At 56.4% G+C, this 26389-nt stretch carries 22 protein-coding genes; 16 read left to right on the top strand and 6 right to left on the bottom strand.

Features of this window, described 5'->3' with window-relative positions; genetic code table 11:
• Nucleotides 1-10 precede the first annotated feature (10 nt).
• On the top strand, nucleotides 11-1120 hold the full coding sequence (locus SH421x_RS11265) for a M24 family metallopeptidase (RefSeq protein ID WP_488855677.1): 1110 nt from the start codon (nucleotides 11-13) through the stop codon (nucleotides 1118-1120).
• Nucleotides 1121-1210: 90 nt separating this feature from the next.
• Here SH421x_RS11265 and SH421x_RS11260 read toward each other — a convergent pair whose 3' ends face one another.
• Nucleotides 1211-1765 (bottom strand): YqgE/AlgH family protein, encoded by a 555-nt coding sequence (locus SH421x_RS11260; protein ID WP_488855675.1) that lies wholly within the window; start codon nucleotides 1763-1765, stop codon nucleotides 1211-1213.
• Between the two features lie 137 nt (nucleotides 1766-1902).
• On the bottom strand, nucleotides 1903-2907 hold the full coding sequence (locus SH421x_RS11255) for a ketoacyl-ACP synthase III (protein WP_488855674.1): 1005 nt from the start codon (nucleotides 2905-2907) through the stop codon (nucleotides 1903-1905).
• A gap of 220 nt (nucleotides 2908-3127) precedes the next feature.
• Between SH421x_RS11255 and SH421x_RS11250 the strand changes: the two genes are divergently transcribed.
• The 12 genes from SH421x_RS11250 (at nucleotide 3128) to SH421x_RS11195 (ending at nucleotide 18381) form a co-directional block, all read left to right on the top strand.
• The gene (locus SH421x_RS11250) at nucleotides 3128-3922 is read left to right on the top strand and encodes a DUF1570 domain-containing protein (RefSeq protein WP_488855673.1); all 795 of its coding nucleotides are present in this window, start codon (nucleotides 3128-3130) and stop codon (nucleotides 3920-3922) included.
• 278 nt (nucleotides 3923-4200) lie between these two features.
• The gene (locus tag SH421x_RS11245) at nucleotides 4201-4755 is read left to right on the top strand and encodes a hypothetical protein (protein ID WP_488855672.1); all 555 of its coding nucleotides are present in this window, start codon (nucleotides 4201-4203) and stop codon (nucleotides 4753-4755) included.
• A 216-nt stretch (nucleotides 4756-4971) separates the two neighbouring features.
• Nucleotides 4972-6627, top strand: a complete 1656-nt coding sequence (locus SH421x_RS11240; protein WP_488855671.1) for a serine/threonine protein kinase — start codon at nucleotides 4972-4974, stop codon at nucleotides 6625-6627.
• 186 nt (nucleotides 6628-6813) lie between these two features.
• Nucleotides 6814-7209: a GntR family transcriptional regulator gene (locus SH421x_RS11235; RefSeq protein WP_488855669.1), complete on the top strand. Its 396-nt coding sequence runs from the start codon at nucleotides 6814-6816 to the stop codon at nucleotides 7207-7209.
• Entirely contained in the window at nucleotides 7206-8126 is a 921-nt protein-coding gene (locus SH421x_RS11230) for an ABC transporter ATP-binding protein (protein WP_488855668.1), read from the top strand. Before SH421x_RS11235 ends, SH421x_RS11230 begins: the two co-directional genes overlap by 4 nt.
• Nucleotides 8123-10213 carry a hypothetical protein gene (locus SH421x_RS11225; protein ID WP_488855667.1) on the top strand — a complete coding sequence of 697 codons (2091 nt, stop codon included), beginning with the start codon at nucleotides 8123-8125 and terminating at the stop codon, nucleotides 10211-10213. Before SH421x_RS11230 ends, SH421x_RS11225 begins: the two co-directional genes overlap by 4 nt.
• A gap of 261 nt (nucleotides 10214-10474) precedes the next feature.
• On the top strand, nucleotides 10475-11884 hold the full coding sequence (leuC, locus tag SH421x_RS11220) for a 3-isopropylmalate dehydratase large subunit (RefSeq protein ID WP_488855666.1): 1410 nt from the start codon (nucleotides 10475-10477) through the stop codon (nucleotides 11882-11884).
• A gap of 50 nt (nucleotides 11885-11934) precedes the next feature.
• A complete protein-coding gene (gene leuD / locus SH421x_RS11215) occupies nucleotides 11935-12528 on the top strand; it encodes a 3-isopropylmalate dehydratase small subunit (RefSeq protein ID WP_488855665.1) in 594 nt (197 codons plus the stop codon).
• 173 nt (nucleotides 12529-12701) lie between these two features.
• Nucleotides 12702-13697, top strand: a complete 996-nt coding sequence (locus tag SH421x_RS11210; protein WP_488855664.1) for a hypothetical protein — start codon at nucleotides 12702-12704, stop codon at nucleotides 13695-13697.
• Nucleotides 13698-14022: 325 nt separating this feature from the next.
• Nucleotides 14023-15717 (top strand): putative sensor domain DACNV-containing protein, encoded by a 1695-nt coding sequence (locus SH421x_RS11205; protein WP_488855663.1) that lies wholly within the window; start codon nucleotides 14023-14025, stop codon nucleotides 15715-15717.
• A gap of 282 nt (nucleotides 15718-15999) precedes the next feature.
• The gene (locus SH421x_RS11200; RefSeq protein WP_488855662.1) at nucleotides 16000-16437 is read left to right on the top strand and encodes a nucleoside deaminase; all 438 of its coding nucleotides are present in this window, start codon (nucleotides 16000-16002) and stop codon (nucleotides 16435-16437) included.
• Nucleotides 16438-16872: 435 nt separating this feature from the next.
• A complete protein-coding gene (locus tag SH421x_RS11195; RefSeq protein ID WP_488855660.1) occupies nucleotides 16873-18381 on the top strand; it encodes a hypothetical protein in 1509 nt (502 codons plus the stop codon).
• Nucleotides 18382-18509: 128 nt separating this feature from the next.
• Here the strand turns inward: SH421x_RS11195 and bioB are convergent, their stop codons facing one another.
• Entirely contained in the window at nucleotides 18510-19553 is a 1044-nt protein-coding gene (bioB, locus tag SH421x_RS11190) for a biotin synthase BioB (RefSeq protein WP_488855659.1), read from the bottom strand.
• Nucleotides 19554-19791: 238 nt separating this feature from the next.
• Between bioB and SH421x_RS11185 the strand changes: the two genes are divergently transcribed.
• Together SH421x_RS11185 and SH421x_RS11180 are read left to right on the top strand one after the other, a co-directional pair.
• Nucleotides 19792-20631 (top strand): hypothetical protein, encoded by an 840-nt coding sequence (locus SH421x_RS11185; protein WP_488855658.1) that lies wholly within the window; start codon nucleotides 19792-19794, stop codon nucleotides 20629-20631.
• A 98-nt stretch (nucleotides 20632-20729) separates the two neighbouring features.
• Nucleotides 20730-21293 (top strand): PSP1 C-terminal domain-containing protein, encoded by a 564-nt coding sequence (locus SH421x_RS11180; RefSeq protein WP_488855657.1) that lies wholly within the window; start codon nucleotides 20730-20732, stop codon nucleotides 21291-21293.
• A 139-nt stretch (nucleotides 21294-21432) separates the two neighbouring features.
• Here SH421x_RS11180 and SH421x_RS11175 read toward each other — a convergent pair whose 3' ends face one another.
• Together SH421x_RS11175 and SH421x_RS11170 are read right to left on the bottom strand one after the other, a co-directional pair.
• Nucleotides 21433-21954 (bottom strand): gamma carbonic anhydrase family protein, encoded by a 522-nt coding sequence (locus tag SH421x_RS11175; protein WP_488855656.1) that lies wholly within the window; start codon nucleotides 21952-21954, stop codon nucleotides 21433-21435.
• Between the two features lie 4 nt (nucleotides 21955-21958).
• Nucleotides 21959-22279: a tetratricopeptide repeat protein gene (locus tag SH421x_RS11170; protein WP_488855655.1), complete on the bottom strand. Its 321-nt coding sequence runs from the start codon at nucleotides 22277-22279 to the stop codon at nucleotides 21959-21961.
• Between the two features lie 146 nt (nucleotides 22280-22425).
• On the opposite strand from SH421x_RS11170, the gene SH421x_RS11165 reads away from it, so the two are divergent.
• On the top strand, nucleotides 22426-24714 hold the full coding sequence (locus SH421x_RS11165; RefSeq protein WP_488855654.1) for a COG1361 family protein: 2289 nt from the start codon (nucleotides 22426-22428) through the stop codon (nucleotides 24712-24714).
• Between the two features lie 428 nt (nucleotides 24715-25142).
• Here the strand turns inward: SH421x_RS11165 and SH421x_RS11160 are convergent, their stop codons facing one another.
• A complete protein-coding gene (locus tag SH421x_RS11160; protein WP_488855653.1) occupies nucleotides 25143-26321 on the bottom strand; it encodes a ribonuclease D in 1179 nt (392 codons plus the stop codon).
• Nucleotides 26322-26389: the final 68 nt, after the last annotated feature.

Below are 26389 nucleotides of genomic sequence, written 5' to 3'. Positions count from 1 at the left end.
GGGAGAGGTAATGAGCGATTTGGACCTGAATCTCGACGCAAGCCGAGCACGTCAAAAACGACTTTGGAACGCACTGGCCGGAGCTGAGCTCGACGCGATCATCGTCACGCAAATCGAACACATCCAATACCTGATTGGCCCGAAATTCGCCTGGGTGCATCAGCCGGCCGCAATCTTGTTCGCTGATGGAACCGCGACGCTGATCGCTCCGAACGAAGCGCCAGACGCAGCTGCGGCCGACGAGATCTTGACCTACGAGGCCCAATGGCTTTGCACGCTGCGCAATGACCAGCGTCAGGCCTGCAGCGATGTGCTGTTGCAATACCTGAAGTCGCGCGGCAAGCTGGCGAAGATCGGCGTCGAATACTCTACCTTCTCGCTCCACCTGTCGCAGCAGCTTGATGCGACGCTGGTCGATGTCGAGCCAACCTTGTATCAGCTGCGTCGCAAAAAAGATCCAGATGAACTGGCTCGGTTGAAAAAGGCGATCACCGGGACCGCGCGAATGTACGAAGTGGCCCGCGATATGATTCGTCCCGGCGTGAGTGAGTTGAATGTCTTCAATGCACTGCAAGCCGCGGCCGTCAAAGAATATGGCGAAATGTTGACTGGCACCGGCAACGACTATGCCTGCGGAGCGAAAGGGGGCCCGCCCCGTGATCGCCTGACGCAAGCTGGCGAGCTTTATATCCTGGACCTGGGGCCTGCTTTCCGCGGCTACTTTGCTGACAACTGTCGCACGATCGCCGTCGATGGCAAGCCGACCGACGAGCAGCAACAAACGTGGGAGATCGTCATGCAGACGTTTGATCACGTCAAGCAGACCGTTCGCCCCGGCAAAAGTTGCAAAGAACTGTTCAACGAAGTGGTCGGCATTTTGAGCGCCGCGCCAATCGGCGTCTTCGATCATCATCTAGGACATGGCATCGGTCTCTTCCCGCATGAAGCGCCCCACCTAAACTCGTCTTGGGACGACATCTTCGCCGAGGGTGACGTCTTCACCGTCGAGCCGGGGATCTATCACGAGCAGCTGCGTTTTGGGATGCGACTTGAAAATGACTATCTCGTCACCGCCGACGGAGTCGAGCTACTCTCCGACTTCCCGATTGGGCTGACTTAAAGTCGGGCAGAAGAGGGCATACTAAATTGATCCATATGCAAAGCGCGGCAGGCAGGGCCTGCCCTCCTTTGCGGGTACGAATAAGATCCGTCAATTCATGGTCGGATCGGTCGGCATGCCCTTCAGGTGCAGCGTTGACCGCATAATGTCGGCGCCGATCTTGCCGGTTACGTCCTTCCACAACCGCTCTACGTCGGTCGTAAAAAGAAGCCCGGGCTCTGCCGGCAGCAGCAGCCAACCGCCGGCATCCAATTCTGCTTCAAGTTGCTGCTCGCCCCAGCCTGAATAGCCGATGAAGATCCGCTTGGGCTCGATGTTTTCTCGAACCAGGGTTTCGATCTGGTCTTTATCGCTAGAGAAATAGACCCCCGGCATAATCTCAATCTCGTTGCAGGCGGCATGCGAATGGATCGCCATCAACGGTCCTTGCACCGGCCCGCCCAAGAAGACCAGATTTTGATCGTCGATCTCTTCGCCGGCAACCTCTTGCCACATTGCGGCCATGGTAAGCTCGGTAGGTCGGGTCAAAACCAATCCCAAGGCCCCATCGTCGTCGTGTTGCACCATCAGCACGACGGTTCGCAAGAAGTTCGGGTCGGGCAAATGAGGTGACGCGATCAGCAATTGACCTTGAAGCGACTGCATAGTACCAAACCCTCTGCGGCGGAGCGAATCGGCGGATAAGGAGCGTCGTCCCTCTATTTTGGTTCCGATTGCAGTCCAAGACTAGTACGAACAGATTTTGTCCAGCACCCTACCGATTGATTACCGTCGATCAACGTCTACGATCCGGTCGGATCGCGCCAAATGACGCCGCCCCAAGACCAACCTACGCCAAAACCGACCATCACATGCTTGCGCCGCGCCGCTAGACGCTTTTGCTTTCGTAAGTCATGGATCAAAATCGGCAACGTCGCCGAAACCGTATTGCCGTAGTTGTGCAATTCGATCGGCATCCGTTGTTCGTCCAGGCCCATCCGCTCTTGCAGTTGCTCAAGCATTTTTCTGGTCGCCTGGTGAAATAGATAAAGATCAAGTTGGTCGCGATCCATCTGCGCGGCGGCCAAAATGTTTTCGACCAATTGCGGAACTGCGCCGACCGTAAAGCTGATCAGACTCGGCCCATCCATATACAGTTGGCTGCTCCAGCGCTTGCGATGACGCGGTCGAATCGCAGCGTCCGCAGGGCGAGCCCCTCCTTCGCCGACGATCAGCGTATCGGCGCCGCTGCCGTCCGTACCAAACTGAAAACCATACAGCTCTTGCCGATCGCTTGCTTGAATCAGCGTCGCGGCGGCGCCATCCCCAAAAATCGTTCGAATACTGCGATCATCCGAGGCAATATATTTCGAGTAAGTTTCGGCCGTTATCAACAGCACGCGACGCGCAACTCCTGAACGGATCAAACCATCGGCCAGCGCCAGCCCGTAGATATACCCAGAGCAGCCCAGATTGAAATCGAGCGCGCCGCAGCGCGTTGGCAGACCAAGCCGATCCTGGACCAAGCAAGCAGTGGTTGGCAGTGGATAATCAGGCGTTTGCGTGCAAAACAGCAGAAAGTCAATCGATTGCGGATCAACTTGATGCTCTTCAAACAGGCGCAATGCCGCTTTCACACCCAAGTCTGAGGCGCACTCGCCTTCGGCGGCGACATGCCGTTGTTCAATCCCCGTTTTCGAGGCGATCAACTTCATGTCCCACTGAGGGAATTCCGCCTGCAGTTCTTCGTTCGTTTCGATCCGTTCCGGCAAATGGATAGCGATCGGTCCGATCGACGCGTACTTCACAAAGCGTCCTTTGCTTTTTTACCCAAGCGGACGATGTCGCCGCGTGAAGGGTATTATTTTCCGTTACTCGTTTGCCTACCAGAGCTTAACGAATCTGGGGAAGGAGGGAAGACCGGATTAGCAGGGAACCCGTTCGACCTTGACTTTACAGCACCGTTTTTTCTACCCTTTGCTCGCTTCATGGATACTCCCTCGCAGATCAAATTCGGATAGCTGGGTCATGCCTTCCCCGCGAATTACCCGGCGACTTTTCCTTTCGGCCGCAGTCGCAGCCGCGAGCTCGCCTTGGCCTGCCTGGGCAGATACCCCAGAATGGCCAGACGAGCAACGGATTCCGCCGTTTGTCATCCATGCCGATTTCAGGATCAACACCATCCCCCTACTCAAAGGGGAAATAGCGAGCCTTCAAAAAGATCTCGCCACTTTGCTCACACTCCCCGAGCAGACAACAGACATTCATCTTTATCTCTTTGGCTCGGTATCCTCCTATCGTGACTATGTGACGCGTTATTTCCCCGGCGTTCCGCAGCGCAGGGCCCTGTTTATCCAGGCCAACGAGGTGCCGATGGTCTTTGCACATCGTTCTCCTCATTTACTAACCGACCTGCGGCACGAGTGCTGTCATGCACTGGTTCATCAAGCGCATACCAATCTTCCCCTTTGGCTGGATGAAGGAATTGCCGAATACTTTGAGCCCCCGCAAGGCAATCGCCGCAACCGGGGCGACTATCTGCCACAAGTGATCCAAGAAGCGAAAATGGGGGAAATCGCTTCTCTAGCCACCTTAGAGCGTCTGCGCAGTGTGAACGAAATGGGAGATCGCCAGTACCGCCACTGCTGGGCTTGGCTTCACTTTCTGCGACATGGACCAGATGCCTCGCAACAAGCACTTTCCCAGTATCTCTCAATTCAGCGTCAACATCCTCAGGCGCCGGTCTCGTATTATCTTCGCGGCCAGTTCGCGGATCCCGAAGCCGAGTGCCGACGCTACTTTCTCTCGCTCGGCGTTTCGTAGCTGGCGGACGATACGCAATCGCTTGGACGAAGCAGTCAGGTAGATTCCGACTATGACGTCTTCGCGAGAAGAGCGTCGCACCAAGATCAAAAGCACGTATCCTTCCGCAGCTGCGCATTCTTGCAATTCTTCGCAGACCTCCAAAGCACTGCCAAACCGAACTTTCTAGATTTCCTCATTCGCGGCTCCGGCGGCGGTCGAAGGTTAAGTCCACACGGCGTATCTAGTTTGGATGAACGCTGTGTGCCGTAAGTAGACCGATTTCATCTGGCGTCGTTTTGAAGGGACTCAAATTGACCGCCGTTCGTTACCTGCGTTATCTCTATCAGGCTCACCTTTCTTCGCCCCGTCACGAGCGTGAGATTTATCACACGCTTCGCCAAGCGGCGCCGATCACACGGATCGTTCAGATCGGTGTTGGTAACGGCGAACTGGCGCAAAAGGTGATTCACTTCACCCAGCAATATGCGGGCGATGCTCAGATTGAGTACACCGGCATCGACATGTTCGAAGCACGGGAACAAAAAGATGGACTGCCGCTTAAACAAGCGCATAAATGTCTAGTCGCAACCGGCGCAAAAATTAAGCTAACGCCAGGAACGGCGTCGATGGCGCTGCCTCGTTTGGCGAACAGCTTGCCCAATACGCAGTTGCTGCTAATCGCCGCTGACCAGGACCCCCAGGACGTCAATGCAGCCCTCAGCTGGCTGCCGCGGATGCTAACGGCAGACAGCGTCATCTTCTGGGAGCGTCTAGGGAAAGATGGCCTCCATCTAGAAAAGCTCGGCATGGCTGACATCTCGGCGCCTGCAACGGCGCGTCGGGCTGCCTAATTGGCCAGATATAAATTCGCGAACGAATCTTATTGAGCTGCGTCGGGTATAAGTAGGGGAACGCCAGCGCCGAAGCTTGGTCTGGCGTTTCCCCCTATCGACGTGAATAATAGGCAAACGCCAGGAGGCAAGATTCGCCTTCCCTCGTCGAAATGCTTACGATAGGGGAAGTTGAAAACGGACTCCGTTCGACGATTGCGAGCTCCAAACGAGTATATGCGCGGCACCTACGAATCAAGCGAACTGCCATCTGAAATTGACGAGACAGTCGTTGCGCCATCGGATTCGACTGATGCGTCTCGTTCTCTTTCCCCCAATGTCGCTTTGGTGGAAGGGTCGAGTCCCCACTTTTCGGCAATCACTCAATCGCTGTTACGTCTGCGTCTACGCGTTGCGGCTTTTGCTTTGGCGGGCGCCTACGGCGTATTTCTCCTGTTCCACCTTTGGAAGTTCTTTTTTAACAACACCGGGGATGACAGTCCTGCGCTGCTCATCTTTCATATTGCGTTAGTGCTGCTCCTAGCCGCCACCGGTTGGCATTTGTGCCCGAAGTGCGATCGCCGAAAACCGCTACTGCGTGTTCAAGAGGTGCTCGTCTTTGGTCTATCGGCGATTTTCACGTTCTGGATACAGCTTGCGTCGCTGGGACATTGCAGCATCACCAATCCTGTGTTCCAAAGCCCGGCGCCGTTGTGGTTGCTGTTGATCTTTACTTACGCATTGTTCATCCCCAACAAATGGCCCCGCGCGGCGCTGGTGATCGGCGCGATGGCGCTTGCGCCGTTTTTGCTGATAGGAATTGGCTGGATAATCTTTCCCAATTCCCATTTGGCGATTTCCAGCAATTGGGACATGGTCGGTAAGACCATGCTGGTGATGCTGGTCTGTAGTTGCGTCGCGATCTTCGGCGTGCACACGATCAATCAACTGCGATCCGAAGCGTTTCGCGCCAAGCAGTTGGGCCAATACCATCTTCGCAAGCTGATCGGCTCTGGCGGCATGGGCGAAGTTTATCTCGCTGAACATACGCTGATGAAGCGCCCCTGTGCAATCAAGTTGATTCGCCCTGAAAAAGGCGCCGACATTCGCGTGTTGGCCCGATTCGAGCGAGAAGTTCGACTCTCGTCCAAACTCTCGCACTGGAACAATATCGACATCTATGACTATGGCCGCACCGAAGACGGCACCTTTTATTACGTCATGGAATTTCTGCCCGGGCTCTCGGTAGCCGATCTGGTCAAGCAATATGGTCCGTTGTCGGCCGAACGGCTGATTTATCTGATGCTGCAAACATGCGAGGCCCTGTCAGAGGCTCACACCAAGGGACTGGTCCATCGCGATATCAAACCAGCCAACGTTTTCGCCGCGCAACGGGGTGGTCGTTATGATGTGGCGAAGCTGCTCGATTTCGGTTTGGCCAAGCCGATTGAAACCAGCGAAGACGACGCTCAATTGACGCAAGAAGGCTCGATCACTGGTTCGCCATTATTTATGTCGCCGGAGCAAGCCTCTGGCGAACAAGAACCCGATGCCCGCGGCGACATCTATTCGCTTGGCGCTTTGATGTACTTCATGCTGACCGGTCAACCGCCGTTCAACTACGATCGACCGATCAAAGTAATCATCGCCCACGCGCACGAAACCCCGGTTCCACCGTCGCAACTGAACCCCGCCATTCCGCCCGATCTCGAAACGATCGTTCTGCGCTGCTTAGAAAAACTTCCAGAGGATCGCTATCAAACGGCGATCGAACTGTCGGATGCGCTCGATCGCTGCGAAGCGTCAGGCCTGTGGTCGAAACATGCCGCCGCTGATTGGTGGATGGCTGACGAGCGCCGCATGCCGGTCAGAGAAGAAGAAGTCTTCGCTTAGAGCGGATTAAAGACTCGCTCTAAACTTATTCCTCCAAATTCGGCTTTCTTCCGTCCTACGCGCAGCATCTCTGCGATGCTGGTTTCCAACACCGCCTGTTGGAGACACTCAGTAATAATCAGAAAACTGGTTGACATCTGCTGCGCATCAAGTGTATCACTATAGCAATACACCAAGGCGCATCTTATGTCGATCGAACCCTCACAATTTGTCGTTCACCCATCCTCTGGGGTGCCGATCTACCGGCAGATCATCGATCAGGTCGAAGCGATGATTGTCGGCGCGCGTTTGAGAGAAGGGGAGATGCTTCCCAGTGTACGTGACATGGCGAGTGCATTAGGCGTTAACCCCATGACCATTTCCAAAGCCTACGCCCGGCTGGAAAGCGACAACATTGTCGAACGCGTGCGAGGTAAAGGAATGCTGGTTCGCCAACGTTCCGCCCCCGGCAGCAAGACGCAGCGGCTCGAAGAACTTCGACCGAGTATGCAAGCCGCCGTTGTCCGCAGTCGACAATTGGGCTTGACCGACGATCAGATTCTGGACCTTGTTCGCAAAATTCTTCGGGAGATTCCCCAGTGAGCATTCCTATTCTACAAACCGAGCAGCTGACCAAAAGTTTTGGGCAAGAGGAAGTCTTACGCGGCATCGATCTGACCATCGAACCGGGACAAGTTGTCGGGCTAGTCGGCACCAACGCCGCAGGAAAAACAACGCTGATCAAATGCTTACTAGGCCTACTACGAACCACCAGCGGCAACTGCCGTTTGCTGGGTGAAGACTCGTGGGACTTGAGCGCCGCAGCCAAAGCCCGGATCGGATATGTCTCGCAAGATTTCGAGATGCTCCCGTGGATGACGGTGCAGGGGATGTGCGATTACACCGGCGCGTTCTATGAACGCTGGCAGCCTGACCATGTCGAGCGTTTGCGAGACGAATGGCAACTGCCGCGCGACAAACGGGTAGGCGCGTTGTCCGTCGGTCAGAGACAAAAGCTGGCAGTCATCCTGGCCATGGGGCATCAGCCAGAGCTATTGATGCTAGACGAGCCGGTAGCCAGTCTTGACCCGTTCGCGCGGCGACAGTTTTTGCAATCGCTCGTGCAATTTATTGAGTCAGAACAAAACACGATTCTCTTCTCAACCCACATCACCTCGGACCTGGAGCGAATTGCGTCGCATGTGGCGATCCTACGCAAGGGGAAGCTAGCCTGGTTCGGCCCTCTCGACACGCTGAAAGAGGGTTGCAAACGACTGCGGATCAACGCGCGTCAAACGTTGCCCGCAAACTTTCACATCCCCGGCGCAATCCGCTGCGAGTTGCACGGCGCGCATGCGTTGGTCTCGGTCGCCCAGATGGATGAAGAACTCCGCGATTCGATCGCCCAACGTTGGCAAGCCGACGTCCAGGTCGAAGATCTCAATCTGGAAGAGATCTTTCTGGAGTGGACCGGCAGCCCACGGGAAGACTCCTCCGCGTCAGCCAAGGTGTCAGTATGAACGCCCAACTATATCAGGTGCTGCGCACCTATGCGTGTCGACCGGTGCTGCTATTGATAGGTGGGATCGCGCTGCTGTTGGCAGTAGGGTTCTTTTTTGTGGGGCTTTACGCGAATACCGGTAGCGCTTCGATCGCCCCTGGATTTCCCTTCTCGCGAAGCAATGCCGCCGTTACCGCGGAGCATTGGGAAGAAAATCTGAATGGCCGAAGGCCGACTGAAATCGACCGGCTCTATGTCAGCGATCCGTTTGGCGCACCGCCTGTAGATCTGACTCCCTTTGATCATGTATCCACCATTCAGCTCACCAGTCCAGACTTAAACGCCGTTAGAATCGAGCAGCTTGCGTCGCTCAGCCAATTGCACAACTTGGCGATCCAAGCTCCCAGCCTTCCAGCGGGAACTTGGACTGCCCTCGGATCAAAATTGCAGATATTGGAATTGCCTGCGAGACTGTTGGTCGAGCACCCGCAAGATGTTTCGCAGCTTACGCAACTACAAATCCTCCGCATCGACCGCTCGGGACTGACACAGGAAACGATGTCCGTGGTCGCGCAAATCCCGAACCTGAAATACTTGGTGCTTAGCTTGCAGGTAGTCGATTACCAAGCGCCGAAAGACGCTGCTCCCACGCCTCCCTTAGTCTGGGACCCAACGCAACTTACCCCGCTGCAAAATCATCCTCACCTGCAGGCGATCTTCGTCGATTTTCCCTTTCCAGCCGATCGCACAACGCCGGCTTTGCCCAACGTAAAGCTCTATGCCGCATCCGAACGCTACTCCAAGCAATTTTTGTTGCAATTCTCGCTCTTCTTTACCTCGGCCGTGTCGGTGCTTGTCGCATTACAAGCCTGGGCGCACTTTACAACTCAGCACAGCGCCGTAATCCCAGGCTATCATCGGCCCCATCTACAAGCGGCGTTGCTTGTGTTGCTGGGAGGAAGCGTTGTGGCTGCGCTTTTGCTGTGGAATGCTAGTTTCGCATTGTTACCGGCGCTGGCAATCTCCCTGACGATCCCTGCGCTGATGATGGCAATCCTCACAGGATCCCTATCCCGTTGGCCGTCGATTCGCACCGCTTCCACTTGGCTGGCGCTGCTGGCCGGAGCATTATTTTGGTTGCCGATGCTCGTCTCTTGGTGGTCTCCCACCATGGCAGGCGAATTTATCTGGTTTGCTCAAGGAGTAACTTGGTGGTGGGCGTTGGGTCTGCTGACGATCGAAGCGATATTGCTCGCAGTCAGCCTTTCCTATCTGCCGCGAATCGTTCAACAGGTTTACGAACAATCTTCGCTCCCCCCCGGCTTCTCACCCTGGGATCCGCAACAACAGCGACGCACCACTTACGGCTCCAAGCAGTGGTGGCAAACCCTCTGGGATCGTGGCCAGCAATTCCCCAAGCTGGCCGGCAGCCCCGTATGGCGCCAAGCGCAGCTCTGGCAAGCGGGCAACGCCTACCGCCCTCAATTCGCGATGCCGGTGATGGGAGTCGGATTTCTGATGACGATCATTTGGATACCGAAGCTGTTGGGCGCGAGTCAAATTCATTCGGCCATGCTGAACTGGTGCTTGTTTCAACTGGGGGTGATCACCTTGATTCTGCCGGTTAACGTCTGGTATAGCCGTTGCCGCAGTCTACAGGTCGAGTCATTACGGCCTATCGGCAAACAGGATCTGGTGCGACAACTCTTTGTCGCGCTGGCGCTCGATCAGGCATGGGCGATCATTCCCGCGCTGCTCTGGATCGGATACTTCCAGTTTCTTCCGCAACAGACAGAAAACAGCGTCACGATTGCCACGATGCTCCCGTTAACGATAGTAACGCTGGCGTGGGGCTACGCGATCAGCACGGCGATCTTTGCCACGCGTCGCAGGTGGGTCCTGATCGGATATTTTCTGGCGATGATCGCCGTTCCGGCCGGGCTAGGCTTCGGCGGCGCTGCTTTGCTCTCTTTACTCAACCTGCCGATGTCCCAACAGATGTTGCTGCTATTTATCGCCACGCTGGCGGTCTTGGCGATAGCGGCCGGAATTGTCCGCAAGACTTACTCTAGCGCTTTAAATCGCGAATGGGGCTGGGTAAGTTAACCCCAAACAGCTCTCCCCCTAACAGACGGAGGCGGGTTCCCGTGACCGGTGAACCTCGTTCGCCAGAATATCCTCTTCCCAGCATCCGCTGGGCGACTCGCCAATCGGCGAAATCTCGGCTATCCTAAATAGCTTGCAGACAGCTTCTTTCCGTCATCGGGAGAGCTCGTCTCTGGCAACCCTATCCACCCTGTTGATCGCGGCGGACCCCAACGTCTGCGGCGAAGCGCCCTGCTAGGCGACACTATCGGAGTTAACTGTATGAGCGGAACGCCCCGAAACATGTTCCAGAAAATCTGGGACAACCACTTGGTTCTGCAAGAAGAGGGCCAACAGGCGATTCTCTATATCGACCTGCAATTGGTTCACGAAGTCACCAGCGCTCAAGCGTTTGAAGGACTCCGCATCGCCGGTCGCAAGCTCCGTCGTCCCGAACGCCACGTCGCGACGCCGGACCATAATATCCCGACGACCGATCGTTCGCTGCCGATCGCCGATCCGATCTCCAAACAACAGATTGACACCCTCCGCAACAATTGCGTTGAGTTCGGCGTTCGACTCTACGACCTGAACAACAGCAAGCAGGGGATCGTCCACGTGATCGGTCCTGAACTGGGGATGACGCAGCCCGGCATGACGATCGTTTGCGGCGATAGCCATACCGCGACGCATGGCGCTTTTGGCGCGTTGGCGTTTGGCATCGGCACCAGCGAAGTCGAACACGTCATGGCGACGCAAACTTTGCTGCAAGCCAAACCGAAGACGATGGAACTGCGGGTCAACGGCACGCTCGCCCCCGGCGTCACCGCCAAAGACTTGATCCTGTACCTAATCGGCAAGCTGACAACCGCCGGCGGCACCGGCTATGTGTTGGAATACACGGGCGAAGCGATTCGCGCGTTGTCGATGGAAGAACGGATGACCGTCTGCAACATGTCGATCGAAGCCGGAGCCCGAGCTGGGATGATCGCTCCGGACGAAACGACGTTTGAATATGTCCGCGGTCGTGAGTTCGCTCCGAAAGATTTTGACGCCGCCGTCGAAAAGTGGAAGCAACTTCCCTCGGACCCAGGCGCCAAGTACGACGAAGTGTTGATCTTTGACGCCAAAGACATCGCGCCGCAAATCACCTGGGGAACCAACCCCGGTCAGGTCGCGCCGGTGATCTCCAAAGTTCCGTCTCCCACCGATTACAGCGATGCGACCGAGCAAAAGTCGACGCAAGCTGCGCTCGACTATATGGGTCTGGTCGCCGGTCAACCGCTAACCGATGTCAAAATTGACCGCGTCTTCATCGGTTCGTGCACCAACGCTCGTATCGAAGATTTGCGCGCCGCCGCCAAAGTGGTCAAAGGGCACAAAGTCGCTAGCGGCGTTTCGGCGATGGTCGTCCCCGGCAGCGGCCAGGTCAAAGACCAAGCCGAAGCCGAAGGGCTCGACGAGATTTTTCGCGCAGCCGGTTTTGAATGGCGCGAAGCGGGTTGCAGCATGTGCCTGGCGATGAACCCTGACAAACTAGCGCCGGGCGAGCGTTGCGCTTCGACCAGCAACCGCAACTTTGAAGGTCGACAAGGGAAGGGGGGACGCACGCATCTTGTCTCACCGGCCATGGCCGCCGCCGCAGGCGTCACCGGTCACTTTGTCGACATTCGCGATTGGACCTACCAATAGGCGATCGCTTCTCAAAACACTTCACGCCTTTGCGAGCTGAATAAAAAATCATGAAAGAATTTACCACCCATACCGGCGTCGTCGCGACGATGGACCGAGCCAATGTTGATACCGATCAGATCATTCCCAAGCAGTTTCTGAAACGGATCGAGCGCACCGGCTTTGGCCAGTTTCTGTTTTTCGACTGGCGCTTCAATGACGACGGCACGCCCAATCGCGAATTCGAGCTGAATCAGCCGGGCCTCGCTTCGGCCTCAATCCTGGTTGCGCGACGTAATTTTGGCAGCGGCTCAAGCCGCGAACATGCCGTCTGGTCGCTTGACGACTACGGTTTTCGCGCGGTGCTCGCGCCCAGCTTCGCTGATATTTTTTACAGCAACAGCTTTAAAAACGGCTTGCTGCCGGTCCGTTTGACCGAAGCTCAAATTGAAGAGATTTTTCAAAAAGCCAGCGCGTCTGGTCCCGGCTATCAGCTGACGATCAATCTCGACGCACAAACGGTCACCGATGATGACGGCATCTTGTTCACCTTTGAAATCGACGAAGCCCGCAAGCATAAAATGCTGCACGGCCTGGACGATATCGCGTTGACGCTGCAAAACGAAGACAAGATCACCGCCTACGAAACGGCTCATGGTCTATAAGCGACCTGCTAGCAAGCCGATCTGGGACGCGAACAGCGTCCCTTTTTTATGCGCCAACCTGAATCCTAAAATTCAAACAAAAACTCGCTGCGGTTGCGGCGAGTCGCACCAGCGGAGCATAATTAGATAAGACGCGAACCAACTGACTTTCAACCTTCGCTGGATTGACATCGATGCGTAAATATCTGCTGCCGCTCGCTTGTTATCTTTCCGTCGTAACACTTGTCTGGGCCGATGTGAAAACCGAAGTCGTGATCGGCGACCTCGCCAACCCGACCGGCGTCGCAGTCCACGACAAATCAGGCGACGTCTATGTCGCCGAAAGCGCCGCCGGTCGTATCATCCGGATCGAGGAGGGAAAAGCCGTCGATGTGGTAACCGGCTTCTCGCTCGACAAGTACGGCATGGATCCAACGTACGACATCGGCCCGCTCGGTCTGGCGTTCCTTGATGATAATCACATCGTCGTCAGCGGCGGTGGAAATCCTGATGGTGAAGACTTTGTTGGGATCTACGAGTTCGGTCAAAAGTCGACCGCTGACAAACCGGTGCAAAAGCTAGGTCCGTTGGCCGCTGAAGGCGATGTTAAAGCCGAAGGCAATTTTTACGGCGTCGCCGTGGTCAAGCTGGACAACGTCGATTGGATCGTCACCACCGCCAATGGAGATGATGAACAAGGTTGGCTCGCCGCCGCCGAAAAAGACAAATCCAACTTCAAACCGCTCACGCGTTACATCGCCACCAAACCGGCGACCAAAGTGGATGCTCCCGCCGCGATCACAATCAGCCCGCGACTAGAAGCGGTCGTCGGGCAGATGGGCGAAATCGCAACGCCTGGGGATAGCCTGCTCACCTTTTACGACGTCAAACAAAAGTCACTGCTGATGTCGCTGCCGACCGGTCTCAGCGATATCGTCGGGCTCGCCTACAGCCCCAAGACGGGTCGTCTGTACGCGGTTGACTTTAGCTGGCACGATCCCGCGCAAGGTGGCCTATTCCGCATCGACGCCGTCCGCGTCGACGGCAAGCAAACGGCCAAAGCGATCAAGATTGTCGACCTGACCAAACCAACCGCGCTTGCGTTCGCCAAAGACGGGACTCTGTACATCACCGAATTCGGCGAAGGAGAGCAGGGGGGGAGCGTGCTGAAGATCGCACCCGGCTTGTAAGTCAGGAATGACGACGCGCTCTTTGTAGCTCGCCCGAAAATCGCCGTTTGACAGCACACTAGCCCGCAGCGCCAGTTTTGAGGTTGCGCTAATTGAGGATAAAGCAAGAATGGAACGCGGATACCACGGATGAAGAACGGAAAAACACGGTAAGAATAAAGTCAATAACGCTCACACTAGCCCGCAGCGCCAGCGAGGGAATCCGCTTGGCGATTCCCAACTGGTTGGAAGTAGCCAGACCGATTCCCTCGCTGGCGCTGCAGGCTAGTATTCGAGTGGTTCAAAATTGCGCAATCATGAATTCAATCAGGGACAAGGGAGGTTCATGTTCGCCGGATTGACCAAGGATGGCCGGGTTGTGATGTTTTCGCACAACCAAGCCGATATTCGCGAGCATCTGGAGTGCTTCCAGGTGCAATACGGCTTTGAGCCGCTCGCCGGCATTGATTATGTCCGCAGCGATAACAAGCTGGTGCCAGACATGGATCGCATGAAGCGGCATGACCTGGAAGAGCATCAAAAGTACGCGCTCGAAACTAATCCGGCCTGGGTCTCTGGCGTGGATCTTCCCGACCCCCACTTGGAAGAAGTGTCGGCGGCGCCGCCGCTGATCTATCCAGACACGTTTGCTGACTTGGTGTTCGAACAATCTCGCAAACTGCCGACGGCGCCATCGCAGGAGCTTGTGCGCCATTCGGTCAGCTCGCTCTACTTCGCCAGCTTAGAAAAAGAAGAGCAGATCTCCTACACGCTGCGCATCGAACTGATTCAGCGCAGCGTGTTCGAGCAAGCCGACATGGAGCAGAATGTCAGCTTCTTTCGGCTCAAACGCCCGCTGCCGCTGACTCCGGCCAACTTAATCAAACTCGGTCCGGCGATTGACCCTGGCCAAACTTCGATCCTTGCGCAAGAACACAATGGACATTTCGAGATCTGGGGCATGGTCGCACGTGGGCGATCGCTGCACAACTCGATGATGGGCGAAGCTTCGCAGTGGTCGGCCGTGGGGCCGCATCCCGTCCTATTACGTTCGCGTGCGCCAGGGCACTTGATCGCCGAAGTGCTGGACTATCGCGTGGGCGAATACAAGTCAGGCGCCGTCGTCACCGATTATTTGCCGATCTTTCGTGATGATGGTCCTGTCCGCCGGTTCCTGGATAGCAAAAAGCTGGGGGCGGCGCCTGGCCGCTTGTCGATCCTGCCGATCATCCAGCGAATTGTCCGCCGGGCCGTGGATATTGGGCACGGCGGCATCCTGGTGATTGCCGATATCGCCGAGTACGCGCGGCTCAGTGAGAGCGATAGCGACCTATTCGAATCGAAGTACGACATCGCGCTGAGCGACTCGATTTCGATCTATCGCAGCAGCGAGCAAAACAGTCGCCGTTGGGCTCGTGTGAAAGCAGCCCTCAATCAACAACAAAATCCACTCAATCCTCCCCATCTCGATCTTGCCGGCGCGGGTCTCATTCAACGCACCATCTCGCCCGAAGAGGTTTTCAAAAGCAAAATCGGCAAGCTCTCGAACGGGCGATTTCTTTCTCGCCTGGCATCACATTGGGCGGCGGCTGACGAAATGGCGGCCCGCAATCGCCGCACCGGCAACACGCAAGGCTTCAACGTCTGGAAAGAAATGCTCCAGTCGTCTGAACGCGCCGTCCGCGATGCCGAGTACGCGATCGGCAGTCTGGCGAGTCCCGATGGAGCGCTATTGTTGGGGACCGATCTTAGCGTCCTCGGCTTTGGCGTGATGATCCGAAACGTCGGCAAAGTGGCCGAAATCTACAAGGCCCGTGACGTCGCCGCAAGTCGCATCGAACATTTTGATCTAACCAGCTTCGGCACGCGGCACCAATCCGCCGCCTGGCTCGCCAGCCGCATGCAAAACGGCATCGTCTTTGTGATCTCCGAAGACGAAACCATCACGGCGCTAATGCGCTGGCGTGACAAAACCATCGCCTGGCGCCCCGTGACGATTGATAACATTAGTGATGGAAAGTGGTTAGAAGAAACGGCCTAAAGGAAAATACCGTTTGACGGAACGCCAGCCTGAGGCGCGCGTTTTGAAGTATTGAAGTTGCGTTATCTGCTCGCAAGAAAAAGAACACGGCAGGGACACGGATGAAGCGCGGAAAAGCACGGTAAGAATCAAAGCCGAAAGTCGCAACACTAGCCCGCAGCGCCAGCGAGGGAATACGCTTGGCAATGCCTACACTGTTTGAAGTGGCCAAACGCTTTCCCTCGCTGGCGCTGCGGACTAGTCCAATTGGTTCGAAAGGGCGCACCCTCGAAAGGAAACTCGATGGACAAATTTCTCCAACTCGCAATCGCCGAAGCTCGCCAAGGTCTCGCTGAAGGAGGCATCCCGATCGGATCCGTCCTGGTGGTCGATGGTCAGGTTCGCGGCCAAGGGCATAACCGCCGCGTCCAAAAAGGAAGCGCCATCCTGCATGCCGAGATGGATTGCTTAGAAGCGGCTGGGCGCCTGACGGCCAAAGACTACCAGCGGGCGGTCCTCTACTCGACCCTCTCTCCCTGCGACATGTGCAGCGGCACAGCGCTGTTATACAAAATCCCCAAGATCGTGATCGGCGAAAACCAAACCTTCCAAGGGCCAGAAGCCTATGTCCGCAGCCGCGGCGTTCAGCTAGAGATTTTGAATAACGCCGAGTGTATAGAATTGATGCGCGAGTTTATCGCCAAGTCTCCGGAACTTTGGAACGAGGATATTGGGGTTTAGTTTTTCGTTTCAAGACATAAGCGGCCAGCAGCTCACAGCCTAGTGAGCACGTTTTAAATTAGCGATATTTCGAACCAACTGCACACTAGCCCGCAGCGCCAGCGAGGGAATCCGCTTAGCGCTTCCAACGCGGAACGAAGTAGCCAGACGGATTCCCTCGCTGGCGCTGCGGGCTAGTGTGAACGTTTTTGACTATCTTCTTACCCGGTTTTTCTCTTCTTCATCCGTGACTTGCCTGCGTTCCATTCTTCTTTTGCACAAGCAACCTAGTGGACCAGAAAACGAAAGCAGCTCCATAATTTGACTTCGTCCCGCAACTGGGATAATCTCGCATTACTGATTCCTCGTGCAATCATTCCTGGCGACCCCGCCCATTCCTTCGCCATGCAGGATCGACTCTCCCCCAAACTCGACTGTTGACCGGAGACTGACGCTATGTTGGCAAGATTTTCGTTCTGCTTGGTGCTCTGCTCATTCAGCTTGACCAGCGTTGCGGTTGCGGCCGAAACTGCGCAGCTCTCTGCCGGAACCGCCAAGGTCGATGTGACCGACTATAGCGCTGGGCCGGTCAATGATCCGCTGTATGTCAAAGTGGTCGCGATCAAGCAGGACGCGCTGACCACCGTGCTGATCTCGGTCGACGCGGTCGCGATCGGAGAGATCGGGCGAATCCCCAACGCCTATCTCCCCACGATGCGCAAACGTTTAGAAACAGAGCTTGGGATTCCGCCTACTCACGTTTTGGTGAATGCAAGTCACTGCCACGGCGTGATTCTGCCTGACATCACCGATCACACCGTCCAAGCGGTGAAGCAGGCGATCAGCCAGCTGACGCCTGTCAAAATTGGGGCCGGCGCCGGCAGCGAAAATCGGATCATGGAGAATCGCCGTCTGAAGCTGAAAAACGGCAAAGAAGTCGACGTGCGCCACGCCTACGCGCTGCCGCCGGATGAAGAAGTCGCCAGTGTCGGCGGGACCGATCCCGAGATCGGCGTGTTGCGACTCGATCGTGAAAACGGCGAAACCTTGGCGGTGATTTACAACTTTGCCTGTCATCCGATCCAAGGGGTTCCCAGCGGAGCCAACACCGCCGACATCATCGGCTACGCATCCAAAGTGATCGAAGAAAATCTGAGCGAAGGCACGCTGGCCCTGTTTCTGCAGGGCTGCGCCGGCGATATCAACCCGGCCTACTACAAAGATGTCGATCACCCACGTAGCGCCGAGCCTCTCGGCATTCTCTTGGGGCTAAGCACGCTTAAAGCCGTGCGACAGATCGAGTGTACAACCGACAATCGCTTGGCGATGCTAAATCAAACGCTGACGCTGCCGCGCGGCGACTTGGCTGACAAGATCGCCGAACTCGATGCCGAAGAGCGCCTGCTGCTGCGGAACCTGCAGGGGACCACGCTCAACTTCAAGACGTTCATGGCGTTGATGATCAAGCACAAACTATCGCCGGAGTTCCCCTCCTACTATTCGCATCGGTATTTGTATGACGAAGCGCAACAGCAGAGCGACCTGCGCACCCTGGACGCGCAAAATCGCAGAGCGGTCGAAGCTTATCTACAAAATGTCATGACGATGGAAAAACTATCCCGCCTGCAAGCCAATCGGGCGCTGCTGCGCAAACATCAGACCAACATGGTCGACTCCGGCAAGCGAACCATCGATGTTGAAGTGGCCGCGCTGCGGATCGGCAACTTTGTGTTGCTGACCTTTCCTGGTGAACTAACCAGCCCGGTCGGCATGAACATCAAAGCAAGCTCGCCGCACGATCTAACTTTCGTCGCCGGGTACACCAACGGCTACATTTATTACTGCCCCACCGTCGAACAAATGCAAAACCGCGGGGGCGCCCAAGAAGATAGCGATTGCCTGCTGGCGCCCGAGTGGCAAGAGAAATTTGAAACGACGGCGGCCGAGATGCTGAAGCAGCTGTAGCGGGAAAATGACGAATGCCGAAATCAGAATGCCGAATGAACTAGTCATTCGGACATTCGGTCATTGATTCGACATTCGGGCTTCGTCATTCGACTGGAAGCCGCATTCCCTCGTTCACCAGGTCGTAATTACGACGCTGGCTGCTGGCCCACGACCGCTTCATCACACTTGGTAACCTCAAATCCAAGGTCTTCCAGCATGCGATAGTCGTCTTCGGCTTGTTGGCCGGCGGTCGTTAGGTAGTCGCCTAGGAAGATCGAGTTGGCGGCGTATAGGCCGAGCGGTTGCAGACTGCGGAGATGGATCTCGCGTCCGCCGGCGATGCGTAGTTCGCTGGTTGGATTGGCGAAGCGGTACATTGCGAGGATTTTCAAGCAGCGGCGCGGCGTCAGGTCGCGGCCTTGCTCGTGCAGCGGAGTTCCTTCGATCGGGTTCAGAAAGTTGACCGGGATCGATTCGACATTCAAATCACGCAGTTCGTTCGCCATTTTTACGACGTCGAGATCGGTTTCGCCCATGCCGACGATCCCGCCGCTGCAAAGTTCAATCCCGGCGCTACGAACGGCCGAGAGAGTTTCGATTCGATCTTCGTAGGTGTGGGTCGAGCAGATTTTGTCGTAGTAATCTTTGCTGGTGTTGACATTATGATTGACGCGATCCACGCCGCACGCCTTCAGTCGATCGGCCTGGGCTTGCGACAGCAAACCAAGACAGGCGCAGATCTTCAGGTCATATTTGGCTTTGATCTCGGGGATGATCGTCTCGACCGCGGTCATTTCGCGTTCGTTGGGACCGCGGGCCGAGATCACGATGCAGTAGGTCTTCACACCGCGCTCGGCGGCGATCTGGGCTCCTTGCATCAGCTTGTCACGGCTGAGGAAGTTGTACTTGGGGATCTCGGCGTCAGAGACCTTGGACTGCGAGCAGTAGCCGCAGTCTTCGGGGCAAAGTCCACTTTTGGCGTTCATCAGCTGATACAGCTGAACCGTTTTGCCAAAGTAACGTTTGCGGATCGTGAAGGCGGCGGACATCAGGTCCAGCAGTTCATCGTCGCTGCTGCGCAAGATCGCCAAGCCATCGGCTTCGCTCAAGCGGGCGCCCGCCAAAACGTCAAGGGCCAGCTTCATCCAGCGGTTTTCGGCAGTCAGGGTCGTCTCTTCAACAATCGCCATCGATCAATCTCTTCGCGCAAAGATACGTTGCAGAATCGCCCCGTATTGTAAAACGAAGCGGGAGAAGAAGGTAGGTCGGCGGAGGCCTCTGACGCTATTTCTCTAAGTCTCACCAGATTTTGGCAGCGGCATTTTATTTTGCGAGATCCTGAAGTCTTTCCCATTTTGTTGCCGAAAATCAGAGTACGCCCCCGCTTGGGGGCAAAATTGCCGCGTGTTTTTTGGGGGGAAGCTAGCGATGATTATCGATGCGACTGCCGGAACCAGCGGGGCGATCGCCTCGAAACCGCTAGAGCCCAACGATCACCTGCGATCCGTTTTTAGCGAAATATTGCAAGAAACAGGTCGATCTGGCTACGCATCGGCCGACGAATATGCCTCGGAGCAAACGTTGGAAGAAGATGTTCGTGAGAGCTGGACCAACTGGTTTGGGCCCGCCAAAGCGGCCAGCTACGCCGCCGATTATGATCCGGCTCAGTTAAAGCAGGACTACGGCGATCTGCTGGTCCGCTCGCTAAACGAAGGGGGTTACAACGATCCGCAGGCCTTTTTGCAGAGCCTCTCTAAGGAGGAGCTGACCACGATCCAGCATGTGCAGCGGCTAGCCGATCCGATCCAGGTCGACAGCTTGAACGAAGAGGGCGCGCTGAATCTGTTGATCCCGCCGCCGGCGCAGGTGGATCTCAACTTCGATGGGCTGACGCAAAGCGGCAAGGGGCTGGGGATTCGTTTTCCCGACAGTCGAACTCCCAAAAATGTCGCTGACGCGTGGGAAGAAGCGACCGCCGAGCTATCGCCGCAAGAGAAGATGCACTTTGAATTGCAGATGAAGCTGCCGGTCTTATTTGCGAATCTGATCGTCGATGACCAAGGCGCTTTCGTCCGCCAGCGTGAGCCCGGCGACGTCGATTGGGTCAATCCGCTGGCTCGCGGCGACTACTCTTATTTGGACTTCACGCAGCAGCAGCTCGACTATCTGGAAGAGTATCGATACCAGATGTCTCCGCAGCAGTATGAAAGCGGAACGCAGTTTTGGTCAAGCTTTCAGCAGTCCCTACAAGAGCAAGGCTCGCTTTAAATGGCCAGGGAATGACGCTCCCAATCAGGGCGCCGCTTGGCGAACGCCGCCAAACAAGGCAAAATTGGGGATAGATACCCCCAACCGCAAGGACCTGCATGATCTCGACGATTCACCGCACTCACTTAGTCCGCGTCGGCGCTGTCGGCCAGATTGGCCGCTTCGTCTCGGTCGATGCGGTCGCCTATCGTCGCGGAATGCGCGTTGTGTGTCGCACTTCACGCGGCTTGGAAGTGGGTGAAATCCTCAGCCCGACCACCGACGCCGGCGAAGAAACCGATGGCTCGATCTTGCGCGGCATGACGCAGCAAGACGAAATGTTGCTGCAGCGACTGGAGAAAAACAAGCAAGCAGCGATGTCGGCCTGCACGACGCAACTAGCCGAGCGCAATCTGAACGCGACTCTGATCGACGTCGAACAACTCTTCGATGGCCAATCGCTCTTCTTCTACTTTCTTGGCGAAGTCACCGCAGAGGTCGAACAACTGACTGAAGGCTTGGCCGAAACGTACGACGCCAAAGTGCGGATTCGCGAATTCGCCAAACTACTGGACGAAGGCTGCGGCCCCGGCTGCGGCACGGACGAAGGCCCCGGTTGCGGCAGCAGTTGCTCAACCTGCTCGCTGGTCGGCGGCTGCGGCGTAAAGAAGTCGAAGGGCTAGGGGGGTAGCATCGCGCGAGGGTTTGCGGCCTTTGGTTGAATGACGAATGACTAAATCCTAAAGTCTAATGAAGAGTGAGAGACATCTCTTTTCTTACGTCATTAGACATTAGGATTTAGTCATTCGTCATTTCCCCCCTTTATCCCTCGTACGCTTCCAGATACTCTTGCGAAGCCAATCGATAGTGTTCGGCGGCGTGGTGAATGCGGGCCAGATCGGCTTCCGTCGTCTGGCGGACCACTTTACCTGGGACGCCCATCACTACGCTGCGCGGCGGGATCACGCAGTTCTCGGTGATCAAAGCGCCAGCGGCGATCAGTGAGCCAGCGCCGATCTTGGCGCCATTTAAGAGAATCGCGCCCATCCCGATCAGCACGTCCTCTTCCACGATCGCTCCATGCACGATCGCACGATGACCGACCGAGACGCGATCACCCAGCAGGCAAGGCGAGCCAGGATCGGCATGCAAGACCGCCCCGTCTTGGATGTTGCAAGCAGTGCCGATGCGGATCTGCTCGGTATCGCCGCGGACAACCGCCGAGTAGAGCACGATCGATTCGCACCCTATGGTGACGTCTCCCACCACGGTCGCGGTGGGTGCGATCCAAGCGGTAGCGGCGATTTGGTGAGCACGATGCTCGATCTGTAGCCGCTTTTCCATCGGGCTATTCTCCCATCTGGCCAAGCGTCATTAGCAGTTCCGACATTTCGCCAGCAGCATGCGAGTTCCCTTGTTGCTGAGCGGCTTCGATGCCGTTTCGCAGCCAAGTTCGTGATTCGTTGATACGTCCCGCTTCGGCTAGCATCTGACCAGCCATAAAAAAGGCAGGCACATAGGGGGGACTCTGTTGGATCAATTGGTCAAAGCGGGCTAGCGCATCGGCATGGGCGCCTTCTTTGCGAAATTCCATCGCTAGGCCGTAAAGCAGGAACGAGTCATTGGGTTCATCTGCTAGCAATGCTTCGATCTGTTCGCGTCTCGACATATTTTCTACTTTCTCCCGACGGACGTTACATCCGTCAAAGTCTCGCTAATTTTCGCTATCGGAAAAATGCATTAAACCGTTCGCAACGTTGCGACCGATACCACGAGTGAGACCACCGATTTCAATCCCCCAGTTGGGTTTCAGCAATGCTCCGAAAAGCCATACTTCTCACGGTCAGCTTCAGCGTCCTCGCGGCCGTTTGCGTCTACTATCTTACCAGCGAAGAAGCCGCTGCGAATGATAGCAGAGCGGCGGAGCCAGGCCGAATTGCAGACCATTTGCCGGGCGCCGTGCATGCAATCGCCCTGGATGACGGGCATTCGCATGGTGCGATTCGCTTGGCCGGAGCAGAAGAAGAGCTCACGCCGCTGCAAAAATTCCAGCCTGAAGGAGCGTTGCCGATTCGACGCCCTGTTGAAATGTCGGTTACCGATCAATCGGCGCCTACCGCACAATTAACCGCTGCTGAAGAGGACGAAAAGCCGTCGAGTCGACGCCGTGAGACGGCCGCTCCGGGTGGAGCCTCCAGCGCTGCGGGTCTACCATCGGCTTTGCGAGCCGCTTTGTCGGCTATGGAAGAGGGCGACACTCCTGCTGCGACCGCCAAACCGCCGGGCGAATCTGCGTCGCCTGCCGCTAGCGTGCCGCAACCCTCCTCGCGACGCTTCAATCCGGCCGCTAGCGAACCGGCCGCATCGGTCACATCGGACGGAAACAGCTTGTTGCCTGAGTCGCCGGCATCGCCGGCGCCGATCTCGCGTTGGAACTCAGGCGCTGCCGAAGTCGCTCAACCAGCTCCTCTGCAGCAAGAGCCGGCCCTGACCGATTCAAACCCAATGCGAATCAACAGCGGCAGCCCCGAGCAAGCCGCGATGACTGCTGGTCCGACGGATGGCTCACTGCTGATGGTCGCCTCACCGACGGTGGCCGTCCAAACCACCGGTCCAAAGTCGATGGTCGTCGGTAAACCGGGACTATTTCAGGTGGTCGCCAAGAACCTGGGCAAGGTCGATGCTCGCGAACTTACGATCAAGATCCAAACGCCGCATGGCGTCGAACTGGTCAACCAGCGTGCCGCCATGGGAACCGCCCAGGCGAACACCATGGGTGGCGCGTCTAACTTTATCGTTTGGCAGATTCCCGTCTTGCCGGCCGGTTCTGAAGGGACGCTGCAACTAGAGTTGGCGACTCGTAACAATCGCGGCTTTGACCTGGGCGTTGACGTCGCGTTCTCGGCGGCCAGTGCTTCGACCACGGTCAACGTGCTAGAACCGCAATTGAACATGGCGATTCAAGGCCCCAGCGAAGTGCTGTTTGGCGAAACCCAAATTTATAGCATTGTGATCACCAACCCAGGCAGCGGCGTCGCCGAAAACGTAGGCATCACGCTGATGCCGCTCAAAGCGGGACAAGACCCGACCACGTTCGACCAGATCGGCAACATTCCGCCGGGCGGAAAGAAAGTGATCGAAGTTGAGTTCGCCGCTCGCCAAGCGGGAGAGCTGAGCATTTCGGCAGCAGCATTCGCCGACGGTGGACTTCGCTCTGAAGCATCCGAAGCAGTCCTAGTGCGTCGTGCGAACCTGCAAATGGTCGCCAGTGGCCCACCGGTTAAATATGCCGCGACCTCGGCCAGCTATGTCTTCAACATCACCAACAACGGCAACGCTCAGGCGGCCGGAGTGACCGCCGAAGCGACCTTGCCGACCGGCGCCAAGTTTGAATCCTGCTCAGACGGCGGCAAGTATGACGCCGTGGGCAACAAGGTGGTCTGGACGCTGGGCGCACTTGAAGCACAAGCCGCTCGTCCGTTGACGTTGGACTGCACGTTGATGGTGGGAGGCAATAACTCGATCATCGCCAATTGCAAATCCTCAGACGGCTTGCTGGCGTCGCAAAACATCACGACTTTGGTCGAATCAGTCGCCGATCTGAAACTGTACGTCAACGATCCCAAGGGTCCGGCGCCGGTGGGAGAAGAAGTGACCTATGAGTTCCGTCTCGACAACCGCGGCACCAAAGCGGCCGAAGGAATCGAGGTGACCGTTCAGTTCTCGCAAGGAATCGAACCGACGCGGGTCTCCGGTGGTCAGGCGACCATTGACGCCGGCCAGGTGATCTTCAGCCCGATCCAGTCGCTCGGTCCAGAGAAGAACCTGGTTCTGAAAGTCTCTGCCAAAGCACTGACTGCCGGCAGCCATAGCTTCCGCGCTGAGGTTCGCTGTCGAGAACCGGTCACGAAACTTGCCAGCGAAGAAACGACTCGGTTCTATGGCGAAGGGGTCTTGTCGAAAGCGGCGCCACAACAATCGACCCCGCTCAACACTCCATTGAGCACACCGTCGAATACGCCGCTCAAAACTCCGTTGATGGAAGCTCAACGTCCGGCCCAGCCAACTCCGCTGTCGCCAACGCCGTACAGCCGCTTTCGCTAAGTGAAAGCGAGAAAGCGATGTAAGAGGCAACAGCCCGTCGAGAAATCAACGGGCTGTTTTTGTAGAGTTCGCGGTGGATTTTCTTCGTAGCCCGCTGCGCAAGCGAGGGAAATGCGGTTGGCGACTTCCTGCGACGTTAGAATTGCCGAGCGATTTCCCCTCGCTTGCGCATTTTGAAGTTGCGCTATTCGACCCCAAAAAAATGGAACGCGGTAAAGCCACGAAGAAAGAACGGAAAAACGCGGTAGGAACTAAGTCGAAAACGTTCACACTAGCCCGCAGCGCCAGCGAGGGAATCCGCTTGGCGATGCCAACTCGGTCTGAACTAGCGACCGGATTCCCTCGCTGGCGCTGGCGGGCTAGTGTCCTAGCGGTTCGAAATAGCGCAACCTCAAAACTTGCGCAGCGGGCTACGAAGCAGCTACCGCTTAGCCGTGACGTGGATCAAACACGAGCGGCTCGACCGCTCGTGGATCTCCGACGCGGACCACCAGCGATCCGTCGAGCAATTTCTCGATCGTCTTGCCGATCACTTCGGCTCGCCAGCCTTGGGCTAGAGACGGTGTTTCAGGAGCGCCATCCATGTGATAGGCGATCAAATCACGGACATCTTGCACGGTGCAGGCCAGACTGGGGGCGACCTTCGCTTCACGACAAATGCTGCCCAATGCGGCGGTCAAAAATTGCCCAAGCACGCCATACTGTTTGCCTTGGTTCCAGCTTGGTTGCGACGAGGGACAATCGTTTTCGTCCAAGTCGAGCGCCACTTGAATCGCTTCGGCAAGCTCTTCAAAGTAGCGATTGAGGTCGCTACGCTGCATGCCGCGGATCGCTTTAATCTGCTTCAAGTTCGACGATTTGCGTTTGGCCAACTCCGCGATCAAGTCATCGCGCAAGATTCGGCGAGCCGGGATATTGGAAGCCGAAGCCCGTTTGTCACGCCACTTCCATAACTCGCGGACGACTGCCAGCGAGCGGCGACTGAGACTGCCGGTGCCAGAGACGTTTCGCCAGCGTGCGCGTTGCGTCGATTCGATCAGCGCTTCCTGCCAAGAGATCATCTCCTCTTGGAGCCAGCTGGTGCGATCGAGTTTGTCCAACTCTTTTTCTAACTCGCGAGCGGCAGGCCCCAAATAAGCGACGTCGTTCAGCGCGTATTCGATCTGCCGCGAGCTGAGCGGGCGAACGCGCCAATCGGTGCGTGTTTCTCCCTTTGGGAGCTTTTCGTCAAGCAACCGTAGGATCAAATTGCCGAACGAAGCGGGATACTCCATCCCAATCAAGCCGCCAGCAATCTGCGTATCAAACAGATTGGCAGGCGCTTTGCCAGTCGCACGATAGCAAAACAGGAATTCTTCGCGGCCTGAGTGGACAACCGAGACATGATCGCCGCCGGCTATCAAATCCCAAAATACGTTCATATCGTCTATCCGTTTTGGATCGACGATCGCCAAAATGTCTCCGGCCGCGATCTGCACCAAACATAAGTCGGGCAAATAGACATCTTCTGAGACGAACTCGGTGTCGAAATAGATGTGCGACTGCGAACGTAGGCGGTCGCAAAGAGCGGCAAGCTGAGCTTGGGATTCGACGTATTCGTAATTCACGGCTGCATCTATATGGCGCTAGAGCGAAAGTCGGGACTTTGCTCCAGCGTACTAAGTCAAGAGCCGGA

This window comes from Blastopirellula sp. SH421 (assembly GCF_057808535.1).
This window is presented reverse-complemented; position numbering and strand designations above follow the sequence as displayed.

Bases quoted from the DNA above. Each gene is read 5' to 3' on its own strand.
- SH421x_RS11205 (WP_488855663.1), top strand. From the start codon at position 14,023: ATGTTCGCCGGATTGACCAAGGATGGCCGGGTTGTGATGTTTTCGCAC.
- SH421x_RS11210 (WP_488855664.1), top strand. From the start codon at position 12,702: ATGCGTAAATATCTGCTGCCGCTCGCTTGTTATCTTTCCGTCGTAACA.
- SH421x_RS11250 (WP_488855673.1), top strand. From the start codon at position 3,128: ATGCCTTCCCCGCGAATTACCCGGCGACTTTTCCTTTCGGCCGCAGTC.
- leuC (WP_488855666.1), top strand. From the start codon at position 10,475: ATGAGCGGAACGCCCCGAAACATGTTCCAGAAAATCTGGGACAACCAC.
- bioB (WP_488855659.1), bottom strand. From the start codon at position 19,553: ATGGCGATTGTTGAAGAGACGACCCTGACTGCCGAAAACCGCTGGATG.
- SH421x_RS11195 (WP_488855660.1), top strand. From the start codon at position 16,873: ATGTTGGCAAGATTTTCGTTCTGCTTGGTGCTCTGCTCATTCAGCTTG.
- SH421x_RS11185 (WP_488855658.1), top strand. From the start codon at position 19,792: ATGATTATCGATGCGACTGCCGGAACCAGCGGGGCGATCGCCTCGAAA.
- SH421x_RS11165 (WP_488855654.1), top strand. From the start codon at position 22,426: ATGCTCCGAAAAGCCATACTTCTCACGGTCAGCTTCAGCGTCCTCGCG.
- SH421x_RS11200 (WP_488855662.1), top strand. From the start codon at position 16,000: ATGGACAAATTTCTCCAACTCGCAATCGCCGAAGCTCGCCAAGGTCTC.
- SH421x_RS11175 (WP_488855656.1), bottom strand. From the start codon at position 21,954: ATGGAAAAGCGGCTACAGATCGAGCATCGTGCTCACCAAATCGCCGCT.
- leuD (WP_488855665.1), top strand. From the start codon at position 11,935: ATGAAAGAATTTACCACCCATACCGGCGTCGTCGCGACGATGGACCGA.
- SH421x_RS11235 (WP_488855669.1), top strand. From the start codon at position 6,814: ATGTCGATCGAACCCTCACAATTTGTCGTTCACCCATCCTCTGGGGTG.
- SH421x_RS11180 (WP_488855657.1), top strand. From the start codon at position 20,730: ATGATCTCGACGATTCACCGCACTCACTTAGTCCGCGTCGGCGCTGTC.
- SH421x_RS11170 (WP_488855655.1), bottom strand. From the start codon at position 22,279: ATGTCGAGACGCGAACAGATCGAAGCATTGCTAGCAGATGAACCCAAT.
- SH421x_RS11265 (WP_488855677.1), top strand. From the start codon at position 11: ATGAGCGATTTGGACCTGAATCTCGACGCAAGCCGAGCACGTCAAAAA.
- SH421x_RS11240 (WP_488855671.1), top strand. From the start codon at position 4,972: ATGCGCGGCACCTACGAATCAAGCGAACTGCCATCTGAAATTGACGAG.
- SH421x_RS11260 (WP_488855675.1), bottom strand. From the start codon at position 1,765: ATGCAGTCGCTTCAAGGTCAATTGCTGATCGCGTCACCTCATTTGCCC.
- SH421x_RS11225 (WP_488855667.1), top strand. From the start codon at position 8,123: ATGAACGCCCAACTATATCAGGTGCTGCGCACCTATGCGTGTCGACCG.